This is a genomic window from Bradyrhizobium sp. SZCCHNR1002 (genome assembly GCF_032381435.1).
GTDB lineage: Bacteria > Pseudomonadota > Alphaproteobacteria > Rhizobiales > Xanthobacteraceae > Bradyrhizobium > Bradyrhizobium aeschynomenes.
Window position 1 is genome coordinate 334,578 of sequence record NZ_JAUHIS010000001.1, and the last position, 24,304, is coordinate 358,881.

At 63.7% G+C, this 24,304-nt stretch carries 8 protein-coding genes; 4 read left to right on the forward strand and 4 right to left on the reverse strand.

Annotated features, from left to right (window positions below; translation table 11 throughout):
• Positions 1-127 precede the first annotated feature (127 nt).
• Genes QX108_RS01475 through QX108_RS01485 form a run of 3 tightly spaced genes read left to right on the forward strand, consistent with a single transcriptional unit; the run spans position 128 to position 13,758 of the window.
• Positions 128-4,498, forward strand: coding sequence for an RHS repeat-associated core domain-containing protein (locus tag QX108_RS01475; protein ID WP_315784634.1), 4,371 nt, complete (start codon positions 128-130; stop codon positions 4,496-4,498).
• On the forward strand, positions 4,495-5,070 hold the full coding sequence (locus QX108_RS01480) for a tetratricopeptide repeat protein (RefSeq protein WP_315784630.1): 576 nt from the start codon (positions 4,495-4,497) through the stop codon (positions 5,068-5,070). The genes QX108_RS01475 and QX108_RS01480 overlap by 4 nt, the downstream gene beginning before the upstream one ends.
• Positions 5,071-5,118: 48 nt before the next feature.
• Positions 5,119-13,758, forward strand: coding sequence for a calcium-binding protein (locus QX108_RS01485; protein WP_315784627.1), 8,640 nt, complete (start codon positions 5,119-5,121; stop codon positions 13,756-13,758).
• 869 nt (positions 13,759-14,627) lie between these two features.
• Here QX108_RS01485 and QX108_RS01495 read toward each other — a convergent pair.
• The 4 genes from QX108_RS01495 to QX108_RS01510 are packed head-to-tail and all read right to left on the reverse strand — an operon-like array spanning position 14,628 to position 19,263.
• Complete coding sequence (locus tag QX108_RS01495) at positions 14,628-16,757, reverse strand: pyrroloquinoline quinone-dependent dehydrogenase (protein WP_315784624.1); 2,130 nt, start codon at positions 16,755-16,757, stop codon at positions 14,628-14,630.
• Positions 16,754-17,116: a hypothetical protein gene (locus tag QX108_RS01500; protein ID WP_315784621.1), complete on the reverse strand. Its 363-nt coding sequence runs from the start codon at positions 17,114-17,116 to the stop codon at positions 16,754-16,756. The genes QX108_RS01495 and QX108_RS01500 overlap by 4 nt, the downstream gene beginning before the upstream one ends.
• A 45-nt stretch (positions 17,117-17,161) precedes the next feature.
• Positions 17,162-17,497 carry a cation:proton antiporter gene (locus tag QX108_RS33480; RefSeq protein WP_409998500.1) on the reverse strand — a complete coding sequence of 112 codons (336 nt, stop codon included), beginning with the start codon at positions 17,495-17,497 and terminating at the stop codon, positions 17,162-17,164.
• Positions 17,498-17,529: 32 nt separating this feature from the next.
• On the reverse strand, positions 17,530-19,263 hold the full coding sequence (locus QX108_RS01510; RefSeq protein WP_315784618.1) for a winged helix-turn-helix domain-containing protein: 1,734 nt from the start codon (positions 19,261-19,263) through the stop codon (positions 17,530-17,532).
• 211 nt (positions 19,264-19,474) lie between these two features.
• On the opposite strand from QX108_RS01510, the gene QX108_RS01515 reads away from it, so the two are divergent.
• The gene (locus tag QX108_RS01515; RefSeq protein WP_315784615.1) at positions 19,475-23,218 is read left to right on the forward strand and encodes an autotransporter domain-containing protein; all 3,744 of its coding nucleotides are present in this window, start codon (positions 19,475-19,477) and stop codon (positions 23,216-23,218) included.
• Positions 23,219-24,304: the final 1,086 nt, after the last annotated feature.

Sequence of the window (24,304 nt, forward strand, 5' to 3'; positions counted from 1 at the left end):
GTGCCTCATCACCGATTTTGTTGGGATGCCGACGAGGAAAGGGCTGTTGTCGAATTGACATCCTGAGGTGACAAAATACCGTGTAGTTGATCTCAGGTTGAGACGTGGTTGATTCGTGTGGGGGCACATGATCCGGGTTGGAAATAGGTTTGCGCAGCTGACTTGGCTGCGCGGTTCTATCGTCGCAGTCATCTTGTTCTGTGTCTCGTTCATCGTCTGTCTTGCGCCCCAGCCGGCGCATGCGGGTCACTGGGCCAGCTATCACAATGGGAACTGCGGTTCGGATGGTATTGCCTGTGCGCAGGAGGACTTCTGGGCTTATTGGAGCAGCGACCCAAGCGTCGTCCTGACGAGGTGCTATCTGAACGGGGCGGGCAGCAGCGGGATTTTCGCCGGTGCGGTTTGTGACGGGAATTCGAATGGAGCTTACCGGGGTGGTGTAGCGTTTCTCAACTGCGATAGTGGTGAAGTTCTAACCGGATCGGGGTGTCTCGCTGCTCCCCCGGCGGATCACTGCCCGTCCTGTCGAGACCAGGTCGCCAATCCCGTCGATCTTCGCAGTGGCATGAAGATTGAGACCTATACCGATTTCTCGACCCAGAGCACGAGCGACGGCGGTGCGTCGCTCAAATTCGAGCGCTTCTATACGAGCGATCAAGCGACGCTGAGCGGACGTCTGCGTCCGTCGCGGCTCGGTAACGGATGGCGATCTAACTTCGATTCCGGTGCGATCGTCACTTCCAATAGCGTGACGGTTACGCTCCCTAATGGAGAGGTCGTTCTTTTCAGCTATGTCAGCTCGACCGGTCTCTATGCGCAGAGTTATTACGACTGGAGCCTGAAGAGCCTCGTCATTGGTAACCGTAGTCGCGCCGCGACGCTCGTCAAGAATGCGACCACGCAGCTCTTTACCCTGACGACCGATGACAATATCAGCCGGGTCTACGACGCCAATGGCGTGCTGCAGTCGATCGTGTTCCAGAGCGGTTACGTTCAGACGTTGACCTATGACAGTGCCGGCAACAACACGTTGGTGACCGACAGTTTCGGTCGGACTCTGCAGTTCACCTATACGCCGCAGGGGTTGCTCGACACGATGACGGTGCCCGGCGGGCAGGTCTATCGCTACAAGTTCATTCCGCGCTACGCCATCGTCGGCAGGAGCGGTCCGGATCCGCTGCAGATGGCAGCGGACCTGTTCGCGCTGGAATACGTCATTCAGCCGGACACGACCGTGGACACGGCGGACAATCCGCGCATCCGCTATCATTACGAGAATGCGAGCTTTCCCTACGCGCTGACCGGCATCACCAACGAGGCCGGCGTACGCTACGCGACTTGGACCTACGATGCCAAGGGGAGGGTGCTTACATCGGAGCATGCCGGCGGCGTCGAGCGCTATTCGATCGCCTACAACGATGCGGCCAACACGGTGACGGTGACCAATCCGCTGTCTAAGGTGGCAGTGTATCACTACACCAAGGATGCGCGGGGTAACAACATCCTCGCCAGCATCGAGGGGCAGCCGTCCGCCAACTGCGTTGGCTCCAATTCCGTCATCGGCTACGACGTCAACAATTATGTCACGGACGAGACCGACGAGGAGGGGCGGACCACGCATTACGTCCGTGACAGTCGTGGCAATCCGACGGTCATCACGCGAGGCTATGGAACGTCGCTTGCGCAGTCCAACAGCTACACCTGGCATCCGACCCTGAACGTCCCGACGCGCGCGGTCGAGCCCGGTGTGACCACCGACTTCACCTGGACCGGTGGGCTTCTGACGCAGCTGACGAAGACGGATACGACCAGCCAGACCGTGCCGTATTCGACCAACGGCCAGACCCGGACCTGGACCTATGGTTACACGACTGGAGGTCTGCTGGCCTCGGTCGATGGCCCGCTGTCGGGAGTCGGGGACACCGTCCTTTATACGTATGACCAGACCGGCTTCGTGGCGACGATCACCAACGAGGTGGGGCACGTCACCAAGGTGATGTCGCACAACGGGCGGGGGCAGCCGACCACGATCCTCGATCCCAATGGCGTCTACACCAACCTGACCTATGATCCGCTCGGCCGACTGAAGAGCACGGTCGTCGATCCAAGCGGGCTGGTCGCGACGACGTCGGTTGACTACACCCCGATGGGTGACGTCAGCAAGATTACGAGGCCGAACGGCGCGTTCCTGCAATATACCTATGATGATGGCCGTCGCCTGTTCCGCGTGCAGGACAATACCGGGGCCACAATCGAATACGACCGCGATACTCTTGGCAATGTCACCGCGCGGCGGATCAAGGATCCCAGCGGCATCCTGCAGTCATCGCAGACCGCGACCTATGACGAACTCGGCCGGCTGCTGACCTTCGTCGGGGCGTCAGGGCAGACCTGGACGCACGGCTACGACCGCACCCACAACGAGGTGTCGGTGACCGATCCGCGTGCCAACGTGTTCGGATCGAGCTTCGACGGCCTGAACCGTCTGATCGGCACGACGGATGAGGAGGGCAGCTCGGTCACCGTGACCCGCAATGGCGCCGACGACGTCACCGCCTATACCGACCCACGCTCGCTGACCACCAGCTACGTCCGCAACGGCTTCGGCGAGGTGATCCAGCGGGTCAGCCCCGACAGCGGTACGACAACTTACACCTATAACGTCCAGGGCAAGCCGACGCAGATCGTCGACGCTCGTGGTGTCGTCACCAACCTGACCTATGACAATGCCGGCCGCCTGCTCGCTAAGCAGTATCCGGCGGCGCCCGGCGAGAACGTCACCTATACCTGGGACGACACGGCTAACGGCAACAAGGGCAGGGGCCGGGTGACCCGGATCCAGGATGCCACTGGCTCGATCGACTGGACCTTCAACGCGCTCGGCCAGGTAACGCAGGAGCGCAAAGTCACGGGCTCCGCCGTCTATGTCGTCGGCTATGGCTATGACCTCGATGGCAACGTCATCAGCATGACGTACCCGTCTGGTCGGGTGATCGACTACAGCCGAGATACACTCGGCCGTATCGTCGGTGTGACTTCGCGGACCGCGAGCGCGACCGTGCCACTCGCGTCGAACGTGACGTATGGCGCGACCGGGCTGTTGCAGTCGCTGACCTATGGCAATGGTCTGACCCTGATCAAGACGTATGATCAGGACTACCTGCTCAGCCAACTGCGGGTGACGGACACTTCTCCTGGAACCGATGTCGTCAATCGCCAATACAGCCGCAACGACGGCGTCAACATTACCGATATCACCGACAGCGTCGATGCGCCGCGTAGCGAGAATTACTCGTATACGCCGACCGGCCGGCTCGAAAATGCCATCGGTCCTTGGGGCATGCTCGGCTATGCCTATGACGCCGTCGGCAATCGGAGGCTCGAGTCCTATGCCAGCCGCGGCATCGTCGCGGAGAAGGTCACGGACTACGAGGCCACGTCAAACCGTTTCGTCGACGTGACCAGTAATGGAGCCAGCGTCCGTACCTTCGTTCATGACGCGGCGGGCAATCTCGTCACCGACAATCGCTCCGGCACGATCTATAGCTACCGGTACAACAACCGCGGTCGGCTCGATCAGCTGCGTCTCAACTCGACCGTCACGGCGGACTACGGCTATGATGGTTTAGAGCGAATGGCCGTCCGTACGCTACGGACAGCCTCGCCACCCGCTACCATACATTACGTGTACGATCTCACTGGTCGTCTTATCGCCGAAGCGACGGCCTCCGGCGTCGTGACCCGGGAGTATGTCTGGCTCGACGACATGCCGCTCACCGTGGCAGCTGATCTCGATACGTCCGCGGCAAACCTCTGGTTCGTTCACGCCGACCATCTCGACCGTCCGATTCGGATGACGGACAGCACGAAGAACGTGTCGTGGAATGCATATCTCTTGCCATTTGGCAGCGTCGACGTGATCCTGGGGTCGGCCACGAATAATCTGCGATTTCCGGGGCAATACTTCCTGTTGGAATCCGGACTGCATTCCAATTGGTATCGCCACTACGATCCGACTACGGCACGATACCTTCAAGTCGATCCGATCGGGCTCACGGCAGGAGCGAATGTTTACTTGTACGCTGGTGGAAACCCCGTATCAAATATTGATCCGACTGGATTGCTCGAAATCTATCGAGATGATGGCGTTACTTTTCACTCGTATCCCGGGCCGCCTGCCGGAGGAAACGAGCATGCGAGGGCTGGGGCGGGCGAGAGCTATCATATTCATGTGAAAGACTCAGCGGGCAATGAAGCCAGAGTTTCGACGGAAAATTGGCGCCCACTTACGCCAGAAGATGATGAAATTTATCGTAAAAGTAAGCAAATGCGAAAGGTCTGCGAGAGCCTTACAGAGGGAGAGAAGAGGTTTTTCGACAGAGTCAATCGACAGATATTTCATAGGGGTGGGCCGACAGCAACGCAGTTGGAGCGACTTGGCTACATGGGAGGAGGACGTCGGTCCGGGTTCAGGGGGCGCGGAGGAGGCGAAGAATGAAAATGCGATCTGCGAAGTTTTTGGCTGCAATCGACGCATACAACAATGATCGGCTGGAGGTCGCGACGCAATTGATTAGGGAGTGCGCCGATAGTGGAGACCCAGTGGCGTGTTTGACGCTAGCTAGATGGTCCCGCGATGGCGAGGCCATTCCTCATATTGATGGTGAGGTCGCGCGTTGGAGTTCCGAATTGCGTAAGCTGGCAGACGCAGGTGACGCCGAGGCGCAATGGGAGCTTGGCCAGTCATACAGATTCGGAGACTTAATGCCGATGGACGTAGAAGAAGCAAACCGCTGGCTCTGGCGTGCAGCTACGTCTGGAAATGCTGATGCTCAGCATCATTTGGCGTGGTATTTGGAGCACGGAGAGTACGGAATTTCGGTGGACCGTGAAATGGCGGAAGGGTGGTACAAGCGGGCGTTTGATAGTGGTCACGAAGAGACGGTCTATTTGTTTGCAATTCGCTTGCTGCACTCAGGTAAGACTGGAGAAGCGATTCAATTGCTCGAAAGAGCTGCGCAAGGTGGGCTAAAGCAGGCAGCTGAGGTTTTGGTGTCGTTACGCGAATAGTTGGCCGAGGCACATGGAAGCGATGGGTCGATTTGTTGGGATTGAACAATGACAACGATTATTGGTGCATCGGGCAACGACACGCTCACTGGAACCCCATCAGCTGACTCGCTTTACGGCCAGGCCGGTGACGACACGCTAATTGGTGGTCTTGGCAACGATACGCTGCAGGGTGGGCTCGGCAACGACACCTATATCTTCAACCGCGGTGACGGGCAGGACACGATCGCCGACAATGGCGCCGGCAGTGGTGAGGTCAACACGCTGCAATTCGGGGCTGGGATTTTGGTGGCTCAAGTAACCGTCAAGGAGTCCGGTACCGGTGACTTGGTGTTGAGTATCACCGGCACAACCGACAAGATCACCTTGCGCAATCAGCTACTGTCGGCCGCGGGCGGCGTCGATCAGATCGTGTTTGCGGACGGCACGATCTGGAATCGGGGGGCGCTGCTAGCGTTGGCGACGGTGCCGACGAGCGGCAATGATACGTTCTATGGCGACTACAATGCCAATACATTAAACGGCGGTGCGGGCAATGACACGCTGTCGGGCGGCGCAGGTGACGATACGCTGATCGGCGGGACCGGCAATGACACGCTGTCGGGCGGGACCGGCAACGATACCTATGTGTTCAACCTCGGCGATGGCCAGGACACGATCACCGACAATGGCGCGGCGAGCGGCGAGACCAACACGCTGCAGTTCGGCAGCGGGATCCTGCCTGCGAACGTGGTGGTGACCGAGGCGAATGGCGGCGCGGATCTCGTGCTCACGATCAGCGGCACGACCGACAAGGTTACGTTGAAGAACCAACTGGTGTCGGCTACCGGCGGCGTCGATCAGGTGGTGTTCGCCGACGGCACGGTGTGGACGCGCGCGGCGCTGCTGGCGCAGGCGACGGCGCCGACTGCTGGCAACGACACGTTCTATGGTGACTATCTCGCCAATGCGGTGAACGGCGGGGCCGGGAACGACACGCTGTATGGCGCCGGAGGCGACGACGTTCTGTCGGGCGGAACGGGCAATGATGTTCTGGTTGGCGGCACCGGCAACGATACCTATCTGTTCAATCTCGGCGACGGCCAGGACACGATTGTCGACAACGGCAACTCGAACAGCAGCGAGGTCAATACGCTGCGGCTGGGAACCGGCATCGCGGTCGGTTCCGTGACAGTGACCGAGGTCAATGGCGGACGCGACCTGCTGCTCTCGATCGGCGGAACGACCGACAGCGTTCTGCTGCAGAACCAGCTGATCGCCAAGACCGGCGGCGTCGACCAGGTCGTGTTCGCCGATGGTACGGTCTGGAGCCGGGCGGACCTGCTGGCGCAGGCGACCCTGCCGACCGCGGCGGGCGCCACGCTGTATGGCGACTATGCCGGCAACGTGCTGACCGGCGGCGCCGGCAATGATGTGATCTATGGTGCGGGCGGCGACGATACGCTCGCCGGCGGTGGAGGCAACGACACGCTCGAGGGCGGCGTCGGCAACGACACCTACCTGTTCGGCCGCGGCGGCGGCACCGACCGCATCAACGACAATGGCGCGGCAGCCGATGTGGACCGGCTGCAGTTCGCGGCCGACATTGTACCGACCGACATCGTGGTCACGCAGGCCAATGGCGGGCAGGATATTGTTCTGAGCATTGCCGGCAGTAGCGATAGCGTCGTGCTGGGCAATCAGCTGGTCGGCACCACGGGCGGCGTCGATCTCGTGCAATTTGCCGACGGCACGGTCTGGGACCGTGCCGCGATTCTTTTGAAGTCGCTGGTGCCGACCAGTGGCGACGACGTCCTGGGCGGCGACGACGGAGCAAACATCCTGACCGGTGGCGCCGGCACTGACCGGCTGATCGGGCGCGGCGGTGCCGACACCTATGTCTACACGCTCGGCGATGGCGCCGACATCATCGACGATCAGGCCAGCAGCGACGGCGATACGGTTCTGCTTCACGGCATCGTGCCGAGCCAGGTTCATGGCGTGCGCAGCGGCGACAACGCTCTGCTGCTGTTCGAAGCCGATCTCAACAGCCGGCTGACCTTGACGGGCCAGTTTGCCGGCACCGGAACGATCGAGCAGATCGTGTTCGACGACGGGACGGTGTGGTCGAGCGCCGACGTCCTGGCCGCGGCTATCAGTGGAACCGACACTGTCACGCTCGGGACCAATGCGGCCGAGACCATCGTCGGCTCCGGTGCCAATGATACGATCGAGGGGCTCCGCGGCAATGACGTGCTGCAGGGTGGGGGCGGTGATGACACCTACATCTTCAATGCCGGCGATGGGCAGGACACGATCATCGAGTCCGGCGGAAATGACACCTTGACGTTCGGCCGCGGCCTCGCCGCTGGTGATGCCATCCTGCAGGGCGTCGGCAGTGATTTGTATGTCCGGTTCCGCAACTCGACCGACTCGGTCCTGATCCAGTCGGCCTTCACCGGTTCATCCGCTGCGGTCGAGACGGTCCGCTTTGCGGATGGCACGAGTTGGGATCTGACGAAGCCGCTAACCTTCACCTATATCGGCACCGATGCGAACACCGTTCTCACCGGGAGTTCCTACGGGACCAACATCTTTGAGCTCGGGCCGGGCGGCGATACCGTCACGGCCGGCTCCGCCAATGATGTCGTTATTGTCAAGCGTGGCATTGGTCATGCGAACGTCACCCTGACCGGCACCGGAGCGACGTTGAAGCTGGCTGCAGGGATTGCGCAATCCGAGGTCACCGTCCAGACCGCCGTCAATGGCGACGTCACCGTGGCGCTTGCCGGCACCGACGATCGTGTCACGTTCCTCGGGGCTGCGGCGAAAGGCCTGAGCACGATCTCCTTCAGCGATGGCGCGGCGTGGCGGCTGATCTATGGCACCTCCGGCAACGACACGCTGAATGGCGGATCTGGGGTCGACATCATCAATGCCGGCATTGGCGCTGATCAGCTCAATGGTGGCGCCGGCTCCGATACGTTCTTCTACAAGGGCGGCGACGGCAACGACACGATCACCGAAGGCGGAGCGGCCGATGGTAGCGTCGACAGGCTCGTTCTGATCGATATCTTGCCATCTCGCGTGTCGGTGACGCGCAGCGGGACCGACGTCACCCTGGTGATCGCGCCCAGCACCGCGGGCGGCAGCGACGGCGGTTCGGTGCTGCTGAAGGCAGAGCTGGACACCCTCAACGGACAAGGCGTCGAGACCATCGTTTTTGCGGACGGAACAGTGTGGTCTCCGGCCGTGCTGCGCGCCATGCTGGTCACCATCGTGGGAACGGCGGGCAATGATACTCTGACCGGCACCAGCGGATCGGATATCATCGCCGCCGGACCTGGTGACGACAATATCGACGGTGGCGGCGGGTCGGACTCGTACATCTACAATGCCGGCGACGGCAACGACAGGATCACCGACAGCTCCGCCTTCGATGGCGCCGTCGACAGGCTGGCGCTGGGGGCCGGTCTGGCCCCGGAGAACCTGCTGATCAGCCGTAGCGGTAGCGACATCATTATCAGCTTCACCAATCAGCCGGGTTCGGTTCGCCTGGTCTCCGAGGACGGTGGAGCAGGTACCGGTGTCGAACAGGTGGTGTTCGCCGACGGCACGGTGTGGAGCAAGCAGCAGCTGGAGAGCGCCTATATTGCCCAGCAAATGGCCGCCGGCGCGACGACCATCACCGGCTTCGACCAGAACAGTGACGTGATCGGCGGCACCGCTGGCAATGATACGCTGTACGGCCTCGGCGGCAACGATACGCTGACCGGCAACGGCGGCAACGACACGCTGGACGGCGGCGGCGGCTCCGACAGCTACGTCTACAATGCGGGCGACGGCAACGACGTGATCACGGATGGCACGGCGTTCGACAGCTCGAACGACAGGCTGGTCCTGGGCGCGGGACTGACTGCGGCCAATCTGGTGATCAGCCGCAGCGGCAGCGACATCACGCTGAGCTTCAGCGACCAGGCGGGGTCGATCCGCATGGTGGCATTCGACAGCGGCAGCAGCGTCGGGCTGGAGCAGGTGGTGCTCGGCGACGGCACGGTGTGGAGCAAGCAGCAGCTGGAGAGCGTCTACATCGCGCAGCAAATGGCGGCCGGCGCGACGACCATCACCGGCTTCGACCAGAACAGTGACGTGATCGGCGGCACCGCTGGCAATGATACGCTGTACGGCCTCGGCGGCAACGATACGCTGACCGGCAACGGCGGCAACGACGCGCTGGACGGCGGCGGCGGCTCCGACACCTATGTCTACAATGCCGGCGACGGCAACGACGTGATCACGGATGGCACGGCGTTCGACGGCTCGAACGACAGGCTGGTCCTGGGCACGGGGCTGACCGCGGCCAATCTGGTCATCAGCCGCAGCGGCAGCGATGTGACCTTGAGCTTCAGCGACCAGCCGGGATCGGTCCGCATGGTCTCGTTCGACAGCGGCAGCAGTGTCGGCCTGGAGCAGGTGGTGCTCGGCGACGGCACGGTGTGGAGCAAGCAGCAGCTGGAGAGCGCCTATATCGCGCAGCAGATGGCGGCCGGCGCGACGACGATCACCGGCTTCGACCAGAACAGCGACGTGATCGGCGGCACCAGCGGCAACGACACGCTGTATGGTCTCGGCGGCAACGATACGCTGACCGGCAACCGCGGCGACGACACGCTGGACGGCGGCGGCGGCTCTGACACCTATGTCTACAATGCCGGCGACGGCAACGACGTGATCACGGATGGCACGGCGTTCGACGGCTCGAACGACAGGCTGGTCCTGGGCACGGGGCTGACCGCGGCCAATCTGGTCATCAGCCGCAGCGGCAGCGATGTGACCTTGAGCTTCAGCGACCAGCCGGGATCGGTCCGCATGGTCTCGTTCGACAGCGGCAGCAGTGTCGGCCTGGAGCAGGTGGTGCTCGGCGACGGCACGGTGTGGAGCAAGCAGCAGCTGGAGAGCGCCTATATCGCGCAGCAGATGGCGGCCGGCGCGACGACGATCACCGGCTTCGATCAGAACAACGACGTAATCGTCGGCACCAGCGGCAACGATACGTTGTACGGTCTTGGCGGCAACGACACGCTCAACGGTGGCGCCGGCAACGACTATCTGAACGGCGGCAGCGGATCGGACACCTATATCTACAACTCGGCCGGCGGCAATGATGTCATCGAGGACAACACGAGCGACAATCTGCTGGTGATACAGGACATCGCGTCCACGGCCGTCATCCTCAGCCGGCCGGGTAACGGCGCGGATCTCGTGATCGAGAACACGCTGACAGGCAACACAGTCACGGTGAAAGGCCAGTTCAGCGGCGGCAATCTGGCGAGCGTGAGCTTCAGCGACGGCGTCACCTGGACCGCGCAGAATGTTGCCAGCATCGTCACCAACCAGCCGGTCATTCTCGGCACGGACGCCGCGGACACGATCAACGGGACGGCGAATGCGGAGATCATCGACGGCCGTGGCGGCAACGATCTCCTCAACGGGGCCGGAGGTGCGGACACCTATCTCTTCAGGGTAGGATCTGGCAACGATGTGATCCAGGAGGCTGCGACCAACACCGGCAATGATGTCGTCAAGCTCTTGGGATTGAACCAGGCCGACGTTGACATCACGCGCAGCGGCAACGACCTTCTCGTTCGCATTTTGTCGAGCGGTGAGACGCTGACCATCAAGGACCAGTTCCAGGCCGCGGGCCCCGTGGTCGAACTGCTCCAATTCGGCGCCAGCGGCACCGCGATCGATCTACGCAACATGACCGCGCCGACCGTGACGATCACTAGCCCTGCGGTCTCCAGCAATGTGGCGACCCAGACCATCGCGGGCACGGTGACATCGGGTGGGATTGCCAAGGTCGCTGGGCAGACCTTGATCCTCACGGATAATGGCGTGTCGCTGGGGACGACCACGGTGCAGGCCGACGGTACGTTCTCGTTGACCGTCACGCTGCCCAACCAGGGTGCCAACGCGCTGGTCGTCAGCGTCACGGACAGCTTCGGCAATACTGGCGCCAGTGCGGCAGTGGTCGATACGCTCGACACGATTGCGCCATCGGTGGCCATCAACGGTCTCGCGGAAACGAGCAACATTGCCAGCCAGACGGTTACCGGGACGGTCGGCCTGAGCGGTGCTGCCGCGGTGATCGGTCAGACGGTCACCGTCACCGACAATGGCGCGGTGCTGGGAACGACGACCGTGCAGGCCGACGGCACATTTGCGCTGACCGTGACGCTCCCAAACCAGGGCGCCAACGCGCTGGTTGCCAGTGTGGCCGACAGCTACGGTAATGTCGGCACCAGCGCCGAGGCGGTCGTGGTGCTCGACAGTGTCGCGCCCACAGTCGCGATCACGAGTTCGGCGCAGGCCGGCAATGTCGCGGCTAAAACCGTTACCGGCACCGTCAGCCTCGGCGGCGTCGCTAACGTTGTCGGCCAGACCGTCACCGTCACGGACAACGGGACGGTCCTGGGAACGACGACGGTTCAGCCAAACGGCACGTTCGCGCTCACCGTGACGCTGCCATATCAGGGCGCCAACGCCCTGGTCGCCAGCGTGGCCGACGCCTTCGGCAATGTTGGCCACAGCGCTGCGGTCGTCGATACGCTGGACAACGTTGCTCCGATGGTGACGATCACCGGGGTCGGCTCCACCGGCTATGGCGCAGCTCAGACTATTACGGGGACGGTGAGCCTGGATGGCGCAGGTACCGTGGTCGGCCGGACCGTGACCTTGACCGACAACGGCATGGCGTTGGCGACGACGGCCGTTCAATCCGACGGCACGTTTTCCTTCAACGTGACGTTGCCGAGCCGTGCCATCAACAATCTCGTGGCCAGCGTGAGCGACAGCTATGGCAATGCCGGCGCCAGCGCGGCCATTGTCGATACGCCCGGCGGCGTTGCGCCGATCATCACCGGCACGATCGCAGGACAGACGACGACATCGGAGACCCCGGTGCATCCGTTCGCGGGTGTGACGATCACGGATCTGAATCTCGGTGCAACCGACACGCTGACCATCACGCTGAGCGGCGCGGGAGGGACGCTGTCGGGAGCCGGGCTAAGCGGCTCGGGCAGCACCTACACATTATCGGGGAGCGCCACCACGATCACTAGCCAGCTCCGGGCGCTCACCTTCACGCCGGCCGCTGGGCAGGCCAACAGCAGCCAGACCACCACGTTCACCTTGGCGGACCGGAGCAGCGGCTACACCACCGCAGTCTATGCGGGTGCACCGACGGTGTTGACCTCGTTCAACGGCACGACCAATGGCAATCGTCCTTTCAGCGCTCTGATCAGCGATGCGGCCGGCAATCTCTATGGCACCACCCAGAATGGCGGATCTGCCAACGGAGGTGTCGTGTTCGAGATCGCCAAGACCAGCAGCGGCTACAGCAGCACACCGATCGTGCTGGCCTCGTTCGGCGGCATCAGCGGCGACAACCTGCGAGGCGGGCTGGTGATGGATGCGGCCGGCAACCTGTTCGGCACTGCGCGATCCGGCGGCGCCAATGGCTATGGCGCCGTCTACGAAATCGTCAAGACGAGCACCGGCTACAGCAGCACTCCGGTCGTTCTGGCCTCCTTTAGTGGCACCGACGGTTCAGCGCCACAAGACGCTCTGATCATCGACGCGGCCGGCAACCTGTTCGGCACCACGACAACCGGCGGCGCCGGCGGCTACGGCACCGTCTACGAGATCCCCAAAACGGCTAGCGGCTATGGCAGCACGCCCACGGTGCTGGTGTCGTTCAACGGTACCAACGGCGCCAACCCGATGGCTAGCCTGTACATGGACGCATCCGGCAATCTGTTCGGCACCACGACCAATGGCGGGGCAAACAATCTTGGCACCGTCTACGAGATCGCCAAGACCGTGAGCGGCTACGGCAGCACGCCGACGGTGCTGGTGTCGTTCAGCGGCACCAACGGTTCGAACCCGTATTTCGGTAGCCTGATCGCCGATGCCGAGGGGAATCTGTTCGGCACGACAGAGGCCGGGGGACCCAACGATGCCGGCTCCATCTTCGAGATCGTGAAGACTGCAGACGGCTATGGCAGCGCGCCGATCATGCTTGCCTCGTTCAACGGAACCAACGGGCTCAACCCCTACGGTGGCCTAATCATGGATGCTGCGGGCAATCTGTTCGGCACGACGCTCAACGGAGGAACAAACAACCAGGGAACGATCTTCGAGCTAACAAAGACGGCGACCGGCTATAGCAGCACGCCCACGGTGCTGACGTCGTTCAATGGCAACAATGGCAAAGGGCCCGGCGCGAGCCTGTTCATGGACGCCGGTGGCAGTCTTTACGGAACCACCTACCTCGGCGGCACCGGCGGCGTCGTGTTCAAGTTGCCGGTCACGTCCTCGACGCCTGCTGCTCCGGTTGTCAACAGCATTACCACGGTGACGAATATCGATCCGCCGAACCCGACCTCGCTGGCGATGACCAGCTCAATGCTCGAGAGCCCTAGCGCGAGCCAGACCAGCGCGCTTGATTGGTTCAGCAGCAACTCGATCCCGCTGCAGGAAATCACCGCGCCGGGCCTCAAGATCGACAGCCAGATCGCACAATTGGTGCAGGCGATGGCGAGCCATTCGTCGAGCCATGCCGGTTTTGATTTGACTGGCGCCACCAACCAGGCTGCGCCGAATGACCCGACCCTGCAAGCCTCGATCGCCACGGCGTGGCACGTGTAGGCCTCGCAGCAAGCTCTGTAGGAGGCACGGCACACCGCGCGACGCAGGGGGGCCGTGCCTGACCTTTGGCCACTGGCGCATCGGCAAGTTGGTAGGCAGGGCGCCATTATGAGTGCAGTCAGGGGGAGGGGCTGGCGTTGCCCGCGTTGCGGCTGCTGCTGAAGTTGGGCAAACAGCTTACTTGGCTCGTGCAGGTCATGGCCAAGTAGTGCACGACCCAAGCGAGAGTCCGTGCGCCGTTCCTCGGTACAGCCGGAATACCTCCTTGTCACTGACTAGGTAGCCATCCCGCTTGAGCTGCATGCGCAAATGATGTGCCGCAGCTTTGCGTCATCCGACCGGCTCGTCTGATATCTGACCGTCATTCCGCAACAGACAGTGGCTTTATGCGCCAACCGATCGATTCCGTGAACGCCCCTGAGGTGTACGACACCTTCCGCTTCGCCGCCGGCGTGACTGCTTCTTTGCTAGGAGATCCTTGACGCATAGTCGGACATGGCAACCCGCCCGCGGCCGCTTCGGCTACGTGTTCTCATCCTCCCGGATCTTCAGCCGCTTGGCCTCCAAGAGGTCCATTCCGCCGCAGTTGGCCCTGCTTCTATTTGCTGACGTCGCTCACGCTATGCTTGCAGCTTGGATCTCCGGCGGGAACGCCAGCCTCGTGCTCCTTCAAAATGCCGACGATCTGCTCACTTGAAGGAAATCATCCAGCGATTGACCGCAGACGTCGAGGCCCGCCTCGGGCGGCGCATTGCCCAGATCGACGGGGCCATCGACGAGGCGACGCGCCTTGGCCGGCGTGTTGAGCCATGACGATTGCTGACCGGAGGCGTTGCGAGCGTGCCGACATCGCGGCGGAACGCCGATCCCTAGTGTCGCTGGGGCAGAGCATAGACCACCACCTGATCGCCGACCTGGTCCTTGAGGATCGTGTTGCCGCCGGCGACGAAGGCAACGTACTCGCGGCCCTTGTATTCGTAGACGGCCGGATTGGCGACCGCAGGGGCTTGGACGATGTCGGACCACAGCTCCTTGCCGTCGGACAAGGCATAGGCCCGCACCTTGGCGTCCATCGAGGCGCCGATGAAGATCACGCCGCCGGCCGTCACCGCGGGACCTCCGATCGTCACCGAGCCCATCGACTCCGGCATGTAGAAGCCCCATTTCTGTGACGCGCCGATCGGACGGCGCCACTTGATGTCGCCGGTGGACATGTCGATGGCGGCGATTTCGCCGAAGGGCGGTGCCCAGCAGGGCATGCCGAGCCAGTTCAGCGCGTTGTCGAGCGACATGCCATAGGGCGCGCCGTCCTGCGGATAGAAGCCCTGCTCGTTGCCCGAGCCGGCTGCACGCTGCTCATATTCCGTCCGCGGGTAGAGCTTGATGGACTGCACCACGTGCGAGAAGTTGACGATCGCGGTCTTGCCGCGCGGATCGAACGCGACGCCGCCCCACTGCACGCCGCCGGCGGAGTCGGGATAGGCGAGAACCCCGTTGTCCTTATGCGTCGGCGGCGAGTACATGCCGGCGTAGTTGAGGCTCTTCCACAGCCGCGAGCACTGGCCGAGCCCGAGCGCGTCGGCGACCCACCAGATGGGAGGCTTCCTGGATTGATCGAGCAGCGGCGCCGGCTTGGTCGGGAATGGCTGAGTCGGCGCGTAGACTTCGCCCTGGATCGAACCGTCGCCGCCGGGCACCTTGCGCTCTTCGATCGGCCAGACGTCCTTGCCGGTGCGGCGGTCGACGACGAACAGGAATCCCATCTTGGTCGCCTGCATCAAGGCCGGGATCTGCTGGCCGTTGACGGTGATGTCCATCAATGTCGGCGCGGAGTTGATGTCGTAATCCCAGATGTCGTGATGCACCCATTGCCGCGACCAGACGACTTCGCCGGTTTCGAGATTGAGCGCCGTCGTCGAGGTGGCCAGCGGAATCGTCTCGGTGCGGTTGCCGCCCCAGTAGTTCGGGGAGGGGCTGGAGACGGGGAGATAGACCAGCCCCAGGCCTTCATCGACCGACATGCCCGTCCACACATTGGCGGTGCCGGTGCGCGGCGCGATCTCCGGCGGCAGCGCGGCGAACGACCATTGCCGCTGGCCGGTCTGCGGATCGATCGAGAAGACGGTGCCGGGAGGAGCCTCGGCATAGGCCCAGTCCTTGCCGGCCCAGCCGACGATCACGTGATTGCCCGCGACCGTCGGCGGCTGCAGCAGCGACAACGGGTATTTGTTGTTCACGTCGTTCCACTGGTCGACGTTGAGGACGCCGTTGTTCGCGAAGTCGCGGCAGAGCTTTCCGGTGTCGGCATCCATGGCAAACAGCTGCGCGTCCATGGTGCCGAGATAGACGATCTTCTGGCACGGCTGGCCGGCGACGGGAGCGGGCGACTGCCAATAGGCGACGCCGCGATTTTTCAGCGCCGGCTGGGTCAGAGCCTTCAGCGTCGACTTGGAGTCGAAGGTCCATCTGACCTGGCCGGTGCCGGGGTCGAGCGCAATGACGCGATAGAACGGCGTGCCGATGTAGAGCGTGTCGTTGGCGAAGATGGGCGTGGCGGACCAGACGCTGGTCGGCAGATCGCCCGAGCCGTCCGACACGTCACCGGTGTGATATTCCCAGACCTTCACCAGCGATTTGACGTTGTCGGCCGTGATCTGGGCGAGGGGAGAGTACTTCTGCGCGTTGAGCTGGCCGTGAAACGTATTCCAGGTGGGATGCTCCGGGACGAGCGCGATCGGCTTCGGCGCGGGCAGACTTGCGGACGGCTGCTGCGTCGCTGCGTTGGTCGTTCTTTGTGGGCTGCTGGCCGGTGCCGACGATGGGTTTTCGACATTGCCACGCGGCAGCGACTGATCATGCTGGCCCTCACTGGGGATGCCCCCGGAGGTGGCCGCCGGATTGTTCGTGTCGTTCTGGGCGACGGCCGACGGCAGCGCGGCGGCCATCGCGAGTGCAAGCGCCGCAGCTGGCGTTCGACGGAGCAGCGTACGGATTGTCATGCCGCGACCCTCCTCGGCTGGGAGGGCGCCGCGAGCGTCACGATCAAGCCGGCGAAGACGAAAACGGTTGCCGCCGCGAGCCACCACGCGTGCAGAAACCAGGCCGCGACGACGGTGCCGAGTGCGCCGAGCACCCCGAGCGTCCAGAACACCCCGAACAGCCATCCGCGCCCGCCGAGCCACAGGATGAAGGCATCGATGACGAGGGCCAGGCTGGACCCGATGACGAGCAACACGCCGGGCGCTCCGGTGACCCCGGTCAAGGGAGTCAAATAATAGTAGAGACCGAGCAGCGCGCCTGCGGCGGCTGCGACGAGGACGATGATGGGACCGAGCGGATGGCTGTGAGATGAGGTCAAGTGACTGCGTCCAGGCTTCATGGCCTGCCGGAGCGGCAGGATGTATCAAATGAACAGGAAGAGAATGTTCTTTCGAAGCGGCGGTTCCTCCCGCCCATGTCCGTCCGGCGGGTGGCAGAGGCGAAGCTCAGCGGCCGGCCTTGGCCGGCAGAGACAACGTCCGCCTGGCGACGAGACCGAGCGTCGACCCCTGCGGCCGCGATCTCCGATCAGCAATCCAGCCGCCACCACGGCAAGCGGCGCGCTGCAATGCAGCCGCAGGGCAATCGCGTACACCGAGGTGACGAGCGCCAGGGACAGCAGAACCTCGATCGCGTAGTCGTCGATCGCGTGCATGGCCCTGTAGGCGATGGAGCCGCCAGCAAGACCCAGAAGCGGAATTTCGCGCTTGCCGGCAGATGGGCCAGCGGGCCTTACTGCTCCGGCAAGCCTGCATCGACCATGGACTCAACGATGCGAGCCGAGGCTGCGAGGCACACCGGGCTCACATTTTTCCAAGGCGGCGTGACGTTGAGTTTCGTCGTGCCGGGACGCAGCCTCAGTCCCTCCGCCATCGCCGCTCTCGCCTCCTCGAACCGGCCCGATCTCTGGTAGGCAGCGGCGAGCAGCATATGCGAGCGGCCGGTCGCCGGCGTAATCGCGATCGAGCGTTGCAGCCATGGCAACGCCTCCTCGTCGCGTCCCATCAAGAGATTCGCCCAGCCCGCGCCGAGCAGCCAGGTCCAGCGCGAGGCCGGCGGCGTGTCGTAACGATCGGCTTGCTGGAATGTCGCGAGCGCATCGTCGAAGCGGCCGAGAAAGATCTGCCCGAGGCCGATCAGATAAAGCGCAGACCCGTTCCACGGATCGAAGCTCAAGGCTTTGGCGCAGGTCACGAGACTTTTGACGAAATGGTTGGTGGCGCTGAGGAAGCGGCAATGGGCCTCGAGCACCGGAATGGAATTCGGCTTCGACCGTAGCGCCCGCTCAAGCGTCGCGTCGGCCCTGGCCTCGACCGCGGCCGCTTCCTCCGGGCTGAACCAGACCATCTGAATTCCGCGCATCTGCAGCGAGGCAAGCGCGACGGCGAGGTCGACATTGTCGGGATCCTCCGTGAGCGCATTTTGCAGCATCGACTGCGCCGCGCCATAGCGCTCGCGCGTGGTTTGATTGATCGATGCGAGCGCCTGCTCGAGGGCTACCTTGTCACCGCCCGCGGACGATCCGCGCGGGCTGGACGGCGGCGCGCTGGGCTCCAGCATTTCGTTGAGGCGGCGGGCAAGGACATGACCCACGCCGGCGGCGAGGCGGGACTGCGCAAGCTGCGCGTCCGCCTCGTCAGCGGCGACCGAAGCGGCGGCGACCGCCTGAACCTCGCCGGTGGTCGTCTTGATCATGCGCGCCCGCAGCGTCCAGGATTGATCGCCATGCTGCAACTCGCCGCGAATTTCGTAATCGGATGATGCGGCAGGCAGCCCGGCGGGTTCGACGCCTGCGACCGCCGCCGATCGTGGCGCGACCACGCTGACGTTCTGGATCTTGGCAAAACCGTCCACGAGGCGGCCGGTGACCTCCGCCGCCATCACCACGCCGCGCGAATCGCTGCTGGCGTCAACGATGGGCATCACGGCGATGCGCGGCGGCGTTCGCCTGAAGAGGAGGTCCGGCTTCAACACCGGTGCAGCCACCGCAAGCCCCGCGATCGCACCAAGCCCGGCCATTGCGGCGACCATGGCCCGCCGGCTGAAACCGAAGATTGAGCGTTGCGACGTTGCCTGTATCACGGCACCGTTGGCGGGCGCCGGGGGACTCGTCTCCACGGCCTGGGCGAGCGGAGCCACCTCGCCGCCCGCCGTGACCTCGGGCTCGACCTCAACCTCCGCCGTCAGCAGATAGCCGCCGCCGGATGCGAGCCTGATCAACTGCCGCCGGTCGTCTCCGAGCGCCGTGCGAAGCTCGCGGATGCATTGGAACAGGCTGTCCTCGCCGACATGGACGTCCGGCCAGACCGCGTCGATCAGCTCCTGCTTGCTGAGGACCCGGCCGCCGCTGGTGGCGAAAAGCCGTAGCATTTCGAAGGTCTTCGGCCGGAGCTTGATCACCCCGCCGTCAGGCCTGCGCAGCTCCGCGACCTGCTGGTCCAGCACGAAGCCCGCGAAACGAAGCAATCTATCCCCCAAAAGCGTCCCTCTCGCCGGCTTATAAGCGGAAGTCTGTCGAAAATGCCCGAAAATCGGGTCTGAAACGCAAATATCAGAAATCTTCAGAAAGCTGCCGGCCCCCTTATCAAGACACCACCCCCGGCCAATGAGATGACTCCCCTCGCGGACTCGCGGTCAGCGAGAGGGGAAAGCGTTGAATACAGGGAAATATTGTTTCGTGGCGACGCTCCGCCTGCGGCGCGCGCTGCTGACGTCGTCGGCACTGGCTCTGGTCTGGATGCTCCCGGCGACTGGGCCGGCACGGGCGCAGGACGCGAGCTGGCAGACCACTCCGGGGTCGAACGATTTCTACGACGCGAACAACTGGACCCCGGGCAGCGTGCCGACCGGCACGGCCACGTTCGGCGCCTCGAGCACGACCGCGTTGACGCTGGGGTCTTCCGGGACCTTCGGCGGCTGGACGTTCAATGCCGCAGCCTCGAATTACGCGTTCGATATCGCGGCCTCCACGACCCAGGATTTCACCGGAGCCGGCATCGCCATCAATGGCGGCAGCGCCAGCATCACCAACCTCGGCAGCCTGACTTTCTACAACGCCAGCACTGCCGACAGCGCCGCCATCGCCAATGGCGGGTTCATGGAGTTCCGCAACAGCAGCACCGGCGGCAGCGCCGCCATCACGAACAGCAACGCCCTGAATTTCGTCGAGACCAGCACGGCCGGCAATGCCACCATCACCAATAACAGCGTCATGCTCTTCTACGGCAGCAGCACGGCCGGCAGCGCCACCATCACCAACAATGGCGGCCTGGACTTTAGCGGAGCCAGCACGGCGGGCAGTGCCAATATTTCGAACAACCACTATCTGAACTTCCTGGGCACGAGCACCGCCGGCGGCGCCGCCATCACCAACAATGACACCTTGACCTTCCGCGACGCCAGCACGGGCGGTAGCGCCACCATCACCAACAGCGGCACTTTGCAATTCCTCGACGTCAGCTCGGGCGGCAATGCCGCCCTCATCAACCAGGCGGGAGGCACTGTCGATATCTCGGGCGTCGACACGTCGATGACCGCCGGGTCGATCGCGGGGGCCGGCAATTACATCCTCGGCTCCAATCGATTGATTGTCGGCTCGAACGATCTCTCGACCGAAATGAGCGGCGTGATCTCCGGCATCGGCGGCAGGCTGGACAAGACCGGCGCGGGCACGCTGACGCTGACCGGCGCCAACACCTATACCGGTGGCACAACCATCACCAGCGCCTCCTCCAACAGTCGCAGCACGTTGCAACTCGGCACTGCCAGCCGAGTCGGCTCCATTCTGGGGGCGATCACCGTCGGCAATTGGTCCACGCTGAATGTCGTCAACGCCGACATGAGCGGTACGGCGATCACGAGCAACTTCGGTTACGTCGATTTCCGCAATGCCAGCACCGCAGGCAGCGCGACCATCGCCAACAACAACGGTGTCCTGAGTTTTCATGACACCAGCACGGCCGGCAGCGCCACCATCACCAACGATGGCTCCGTGCATTTCCAGGACGCCAGCACGGCGGGCAACGCCACCATCGCCAACAACAGCTACCTCGAGTTTATCAATGGCAGCACGGCCGGCAGCGCCACCATCATCAACAGCAGTTTGAGTTACGGCCTGACTTTCGACGAAGCCACGGCGGGCAGCGCCATCATCATCAACAACTCATACCTGCTTTTCGCCCGCACCGGCACGGCAGGCAACGCCACGATCGCCAACACTGGCGGCATGGATTTCATTGACACCAGCACGGCGGGCAATGCCACGATCACCAATGCCGGCACCATCCAGTTCCTCCAATCGAGCGAGGCGGGCAGTGCCAGCATTGCCAACACCGGCAGTCTGCAAGTCTTCAGCAGCGCTGGCCATGCCGCCATCACCAACAACAACATCCTGGACTTCCGCGGCAGCGGCACGGCAGCCAGCGCCGCCATCACCAACGCCGGCGTTCTGTCGTTCTTCGATTTCAGCACGGCGGGCAACGCCACCATCACCAACAACGGCAGCCTGCAATTCCACAACACCAGCACGGCCGGAAACGCTGCCCTCATCAACAACGCCGGAGGTATCGTTGATTTCTCGGACAGCCTCGGTCCCGGCAGCCTCCAGAGGCTGAGCGCGGGATCGATCGCCGGAGCCGGAAACTACCTCCTCGGCGCCAACGAGCTGACCGTCGGCTCGAACGATTTTTCGACCGAGGTGAGCGGCGTCATCTCCGGCAGTGGTTCGCTGGTCAAGACCGGCGCGGGCATGCTGACCCTGACGGGCGCCAACACCTATGCGGGTGCGACACGCGTCGACCGCGGCGTGCTGCGCGTGGACGGCTCGATCGCGACCTCGATCGGGGTGACGGTGGATGCGAACGGCACGCTGATGGGCACGGGAACGGTCGGCGGCACGGCGATCAACAGCGGCGGCTCGCTGCTGGGCGGCAACGGCACCGCCGGCACATCGCTCGCGATCTCCGGCAATCTCGCGTTCCAGTCGGGCGCCCGTTATCTCGTCGAGGTCAATCCGGCGACGGCCTCTTTCGTCAACGTGACCGGCGCGGCGACACTGGGCGGCGCAACCGTCAATGCGGCGTTCGCGGGCGGCAACGTCGGCCGGCGGTACACGATCCTGACCGCCGGCAGCGTCAGCGGCGCGTTCACCCCGCGGGTCGATACCAACCTCTCGTCGAACTTCCGGACCGAGCTGAGCTACGACGCCACCCACGCCTATCTGAACCTGACGCTGAGCTTCGTCCCGCCGCCGGGCAGCGGACCGGGCGGCAATCAGCAGAATGTCGGCAACGCTCTCGTCAACTCCTTCAACGGCAATGGCAGCATCCCGCTGATCTACGGCTCGCTCACGGCCGCCGGCCTGACGCAGGCGTCCGGCGAGACCGCGGCGGGGTCGCAAGCGACCACGTTCCAGGCGATGGGCGAGTTCATGGGCCTGCTGACCGATCCCTTCAGCACGGGCCGCGAAGCGGCGGCATCCGCGCCGCCGGCCTATGCCGACCACGGGCCGGCAGGCGCCGGGCGCGACGCCTATGCGATGCTCGCCAAGGTGCCACCGGCCGAGACCTTCGAGCAGCGCTGGAACGTGTGGGCTGCAGGCTTCGGCGGATCGCAGACCACGGACGGCAGCACCGCGCAGGGATCGAACAGTGTGACCGGCCGGCTGTTCGGCACCGCCGCCGGCGCCGAGTACGCCTTCTCGCCACGAACGCTGGCCGGCTTCGCGCTCGCCGGCGGTGGCACCAGCTTCTCCGTGACTGGCGGTGGCACGGGCCGCTCGGACCTGTTCCAGGCCGGCGCCTATCTCCGGCACACCAATGGCCCGAGCTACATCACCGCGGCGCTGGCCTATGGCTGGCAGGATGTCACCACCGATCGCACCGTGACGCTCGCCGGCGTCGATCGCCTGCGTGCCGAGTTCAGTGCCAATGCCTGGAGCGGACGTATCGAGGGCGGCTATCGCCTCGTTGCGCCGCGGGCCGGCGGCTTCGGCCTCACGCCATATGCCGCGGGCCAGTTCACGACGTTCACCCTGCCGGCCTATGCCGAAACGGTGGTCTCCGGGAGCAACGCCTTCGCGCTGGCTTATGCCGCCAGGAGCGTGACCGCCACGCGCAGCGAACTCGGCCTGCGCACCGACAAGTCCTTTGCCATGCAGAACGCGGTTCTCACCCTGCGCGGCCGCGCCGCCTGGGCGCACGACTTCAATCCGGACCGTTCGGTCGCTGCGACGTTCCAGGCGCTGCCCGGCACGAGCTTTGTCGTCAGCGGCGCACGACCGGCAGCGGACTCCGCACTCACCACCGCCTCCGCAGAAATGAAATGGCTGAACGGCTGGTCCGCCGCTGCGACCTTCGAAGGCGAGTTCTCCCATGTGACGAAGAGCTATGCCGGCAAAGGCGTCGTCCGCTATGCGTGGTGATGACTTTGGCAAGCCATCGAAATCGCAGTAGATGCGACCGCCCTCCGAGCGCACCATCCCTCTCTCCCCAAATTCAAATCTGTTTGCGGTTTGTCGCGGCCTCGCGCCCTTCGTTCGGGCGAGGGGCTGCGGTCCCGCGGCGCGATCGCGTCCGAGTTGTGCCGCTCGTTCCGCCCTCGAGAATGAGAGGGCGCGGGGAATGCCGGGCGCTGGCCGCACCCATGGCCCGCCTGCGAAAAAAATGCAGGCGGCAGGAACCACAGGTTCAGCCGAGACATCCCGGCATTCCCCGCGCGATGGTTTTCACGCTTATGTCGCGATCTCCCCGGTGTCCGGCTCTTTAGCCACCGTCGCCCTCGGGATCATCGCCCGACGACTTGGCGCCAGCATCGGGGCGCCAGGACCACGCGTCTTCACGTCCGCACACCTGCCGTTCGTCGGCGAGCCCGTGAGCCCGCTGCAGCACGCCTGCGGCCACCGCATCCCCAGACCCCACGTCTCGTGACGATCGCGAAGCGCCCCTCTCGGCGGGTCCAGGATGGCGACACTCAATCATGTATTCGGAAAAATAGCAACAAGATTATTTTCTTCAGAAGGTCTGGACGGGCCAAATCAGCTTGATCACAGCTCGTGCGACCCCGCGGAGTGCGAGGCGTCAGCAGGCCAAAAGCGAGCTTTGCGCCGGCTTTCCCTGTCCGGCACCGAGCCCTGCGTATTCCAGCGGGCGGCCGCGTCCGAACCAGAAGATGCCGCCGTTCGGCCCGGCTTGTTCGAGGCGTCATCTCGAGAGAGGGCGTCCCTCGGTGTGCAACCGCGAGGACGCCAGGCTGCAACGAGACCGCGCAGTGGAGGCGCGCCTGTTCATCCCGGCAATGACGATCCTTCCGCACACAGGTGATGAAATTTCGGTAAGTCGATGAACGGTCGTGATAATCGGCGTTCGGCCCCGATCCCGCGCGCCTACTACCTTCCGCCTATGAGAGCCGGGCAGAGCTGATGCTGTAATCGCCCCGTTGCTCGCAGCGCGACCGCTCATCTCGGGCCTGGCGCACGCGCCATACGACCACAACAAAGACATAAGCGGAG

Coding starts and splice junctions, on each gene's coding strand:
- QX108_RS01475 (WP_315784634.1), top strand. CDS start 128: ATGATCCGGGTTGGAAATAGGTTTGCGCAGCTGACTTGGCTGCGCGGT.
- QX108_RS01480 (WP_315784630.1), top strand. CDS start 4,495: ATGAAAATGCGATCTGCGAAGTTTTTGGCTGCAATCGACGCATACAAC.
- QX108_RS01485 (WP_315784627.1), top strand. CDS start 5,119: ATGACAACGATTATTGGTGCATCGGGCAACGACACGCTCACTGGAACC.
- QX108_RS01495 (WP_315784624.1), bottom strand. CDS start 16,757: ATGACAATCCGTACGCTGCTCCGTCGAACGCCAGCTGCGGCGCTTGCA.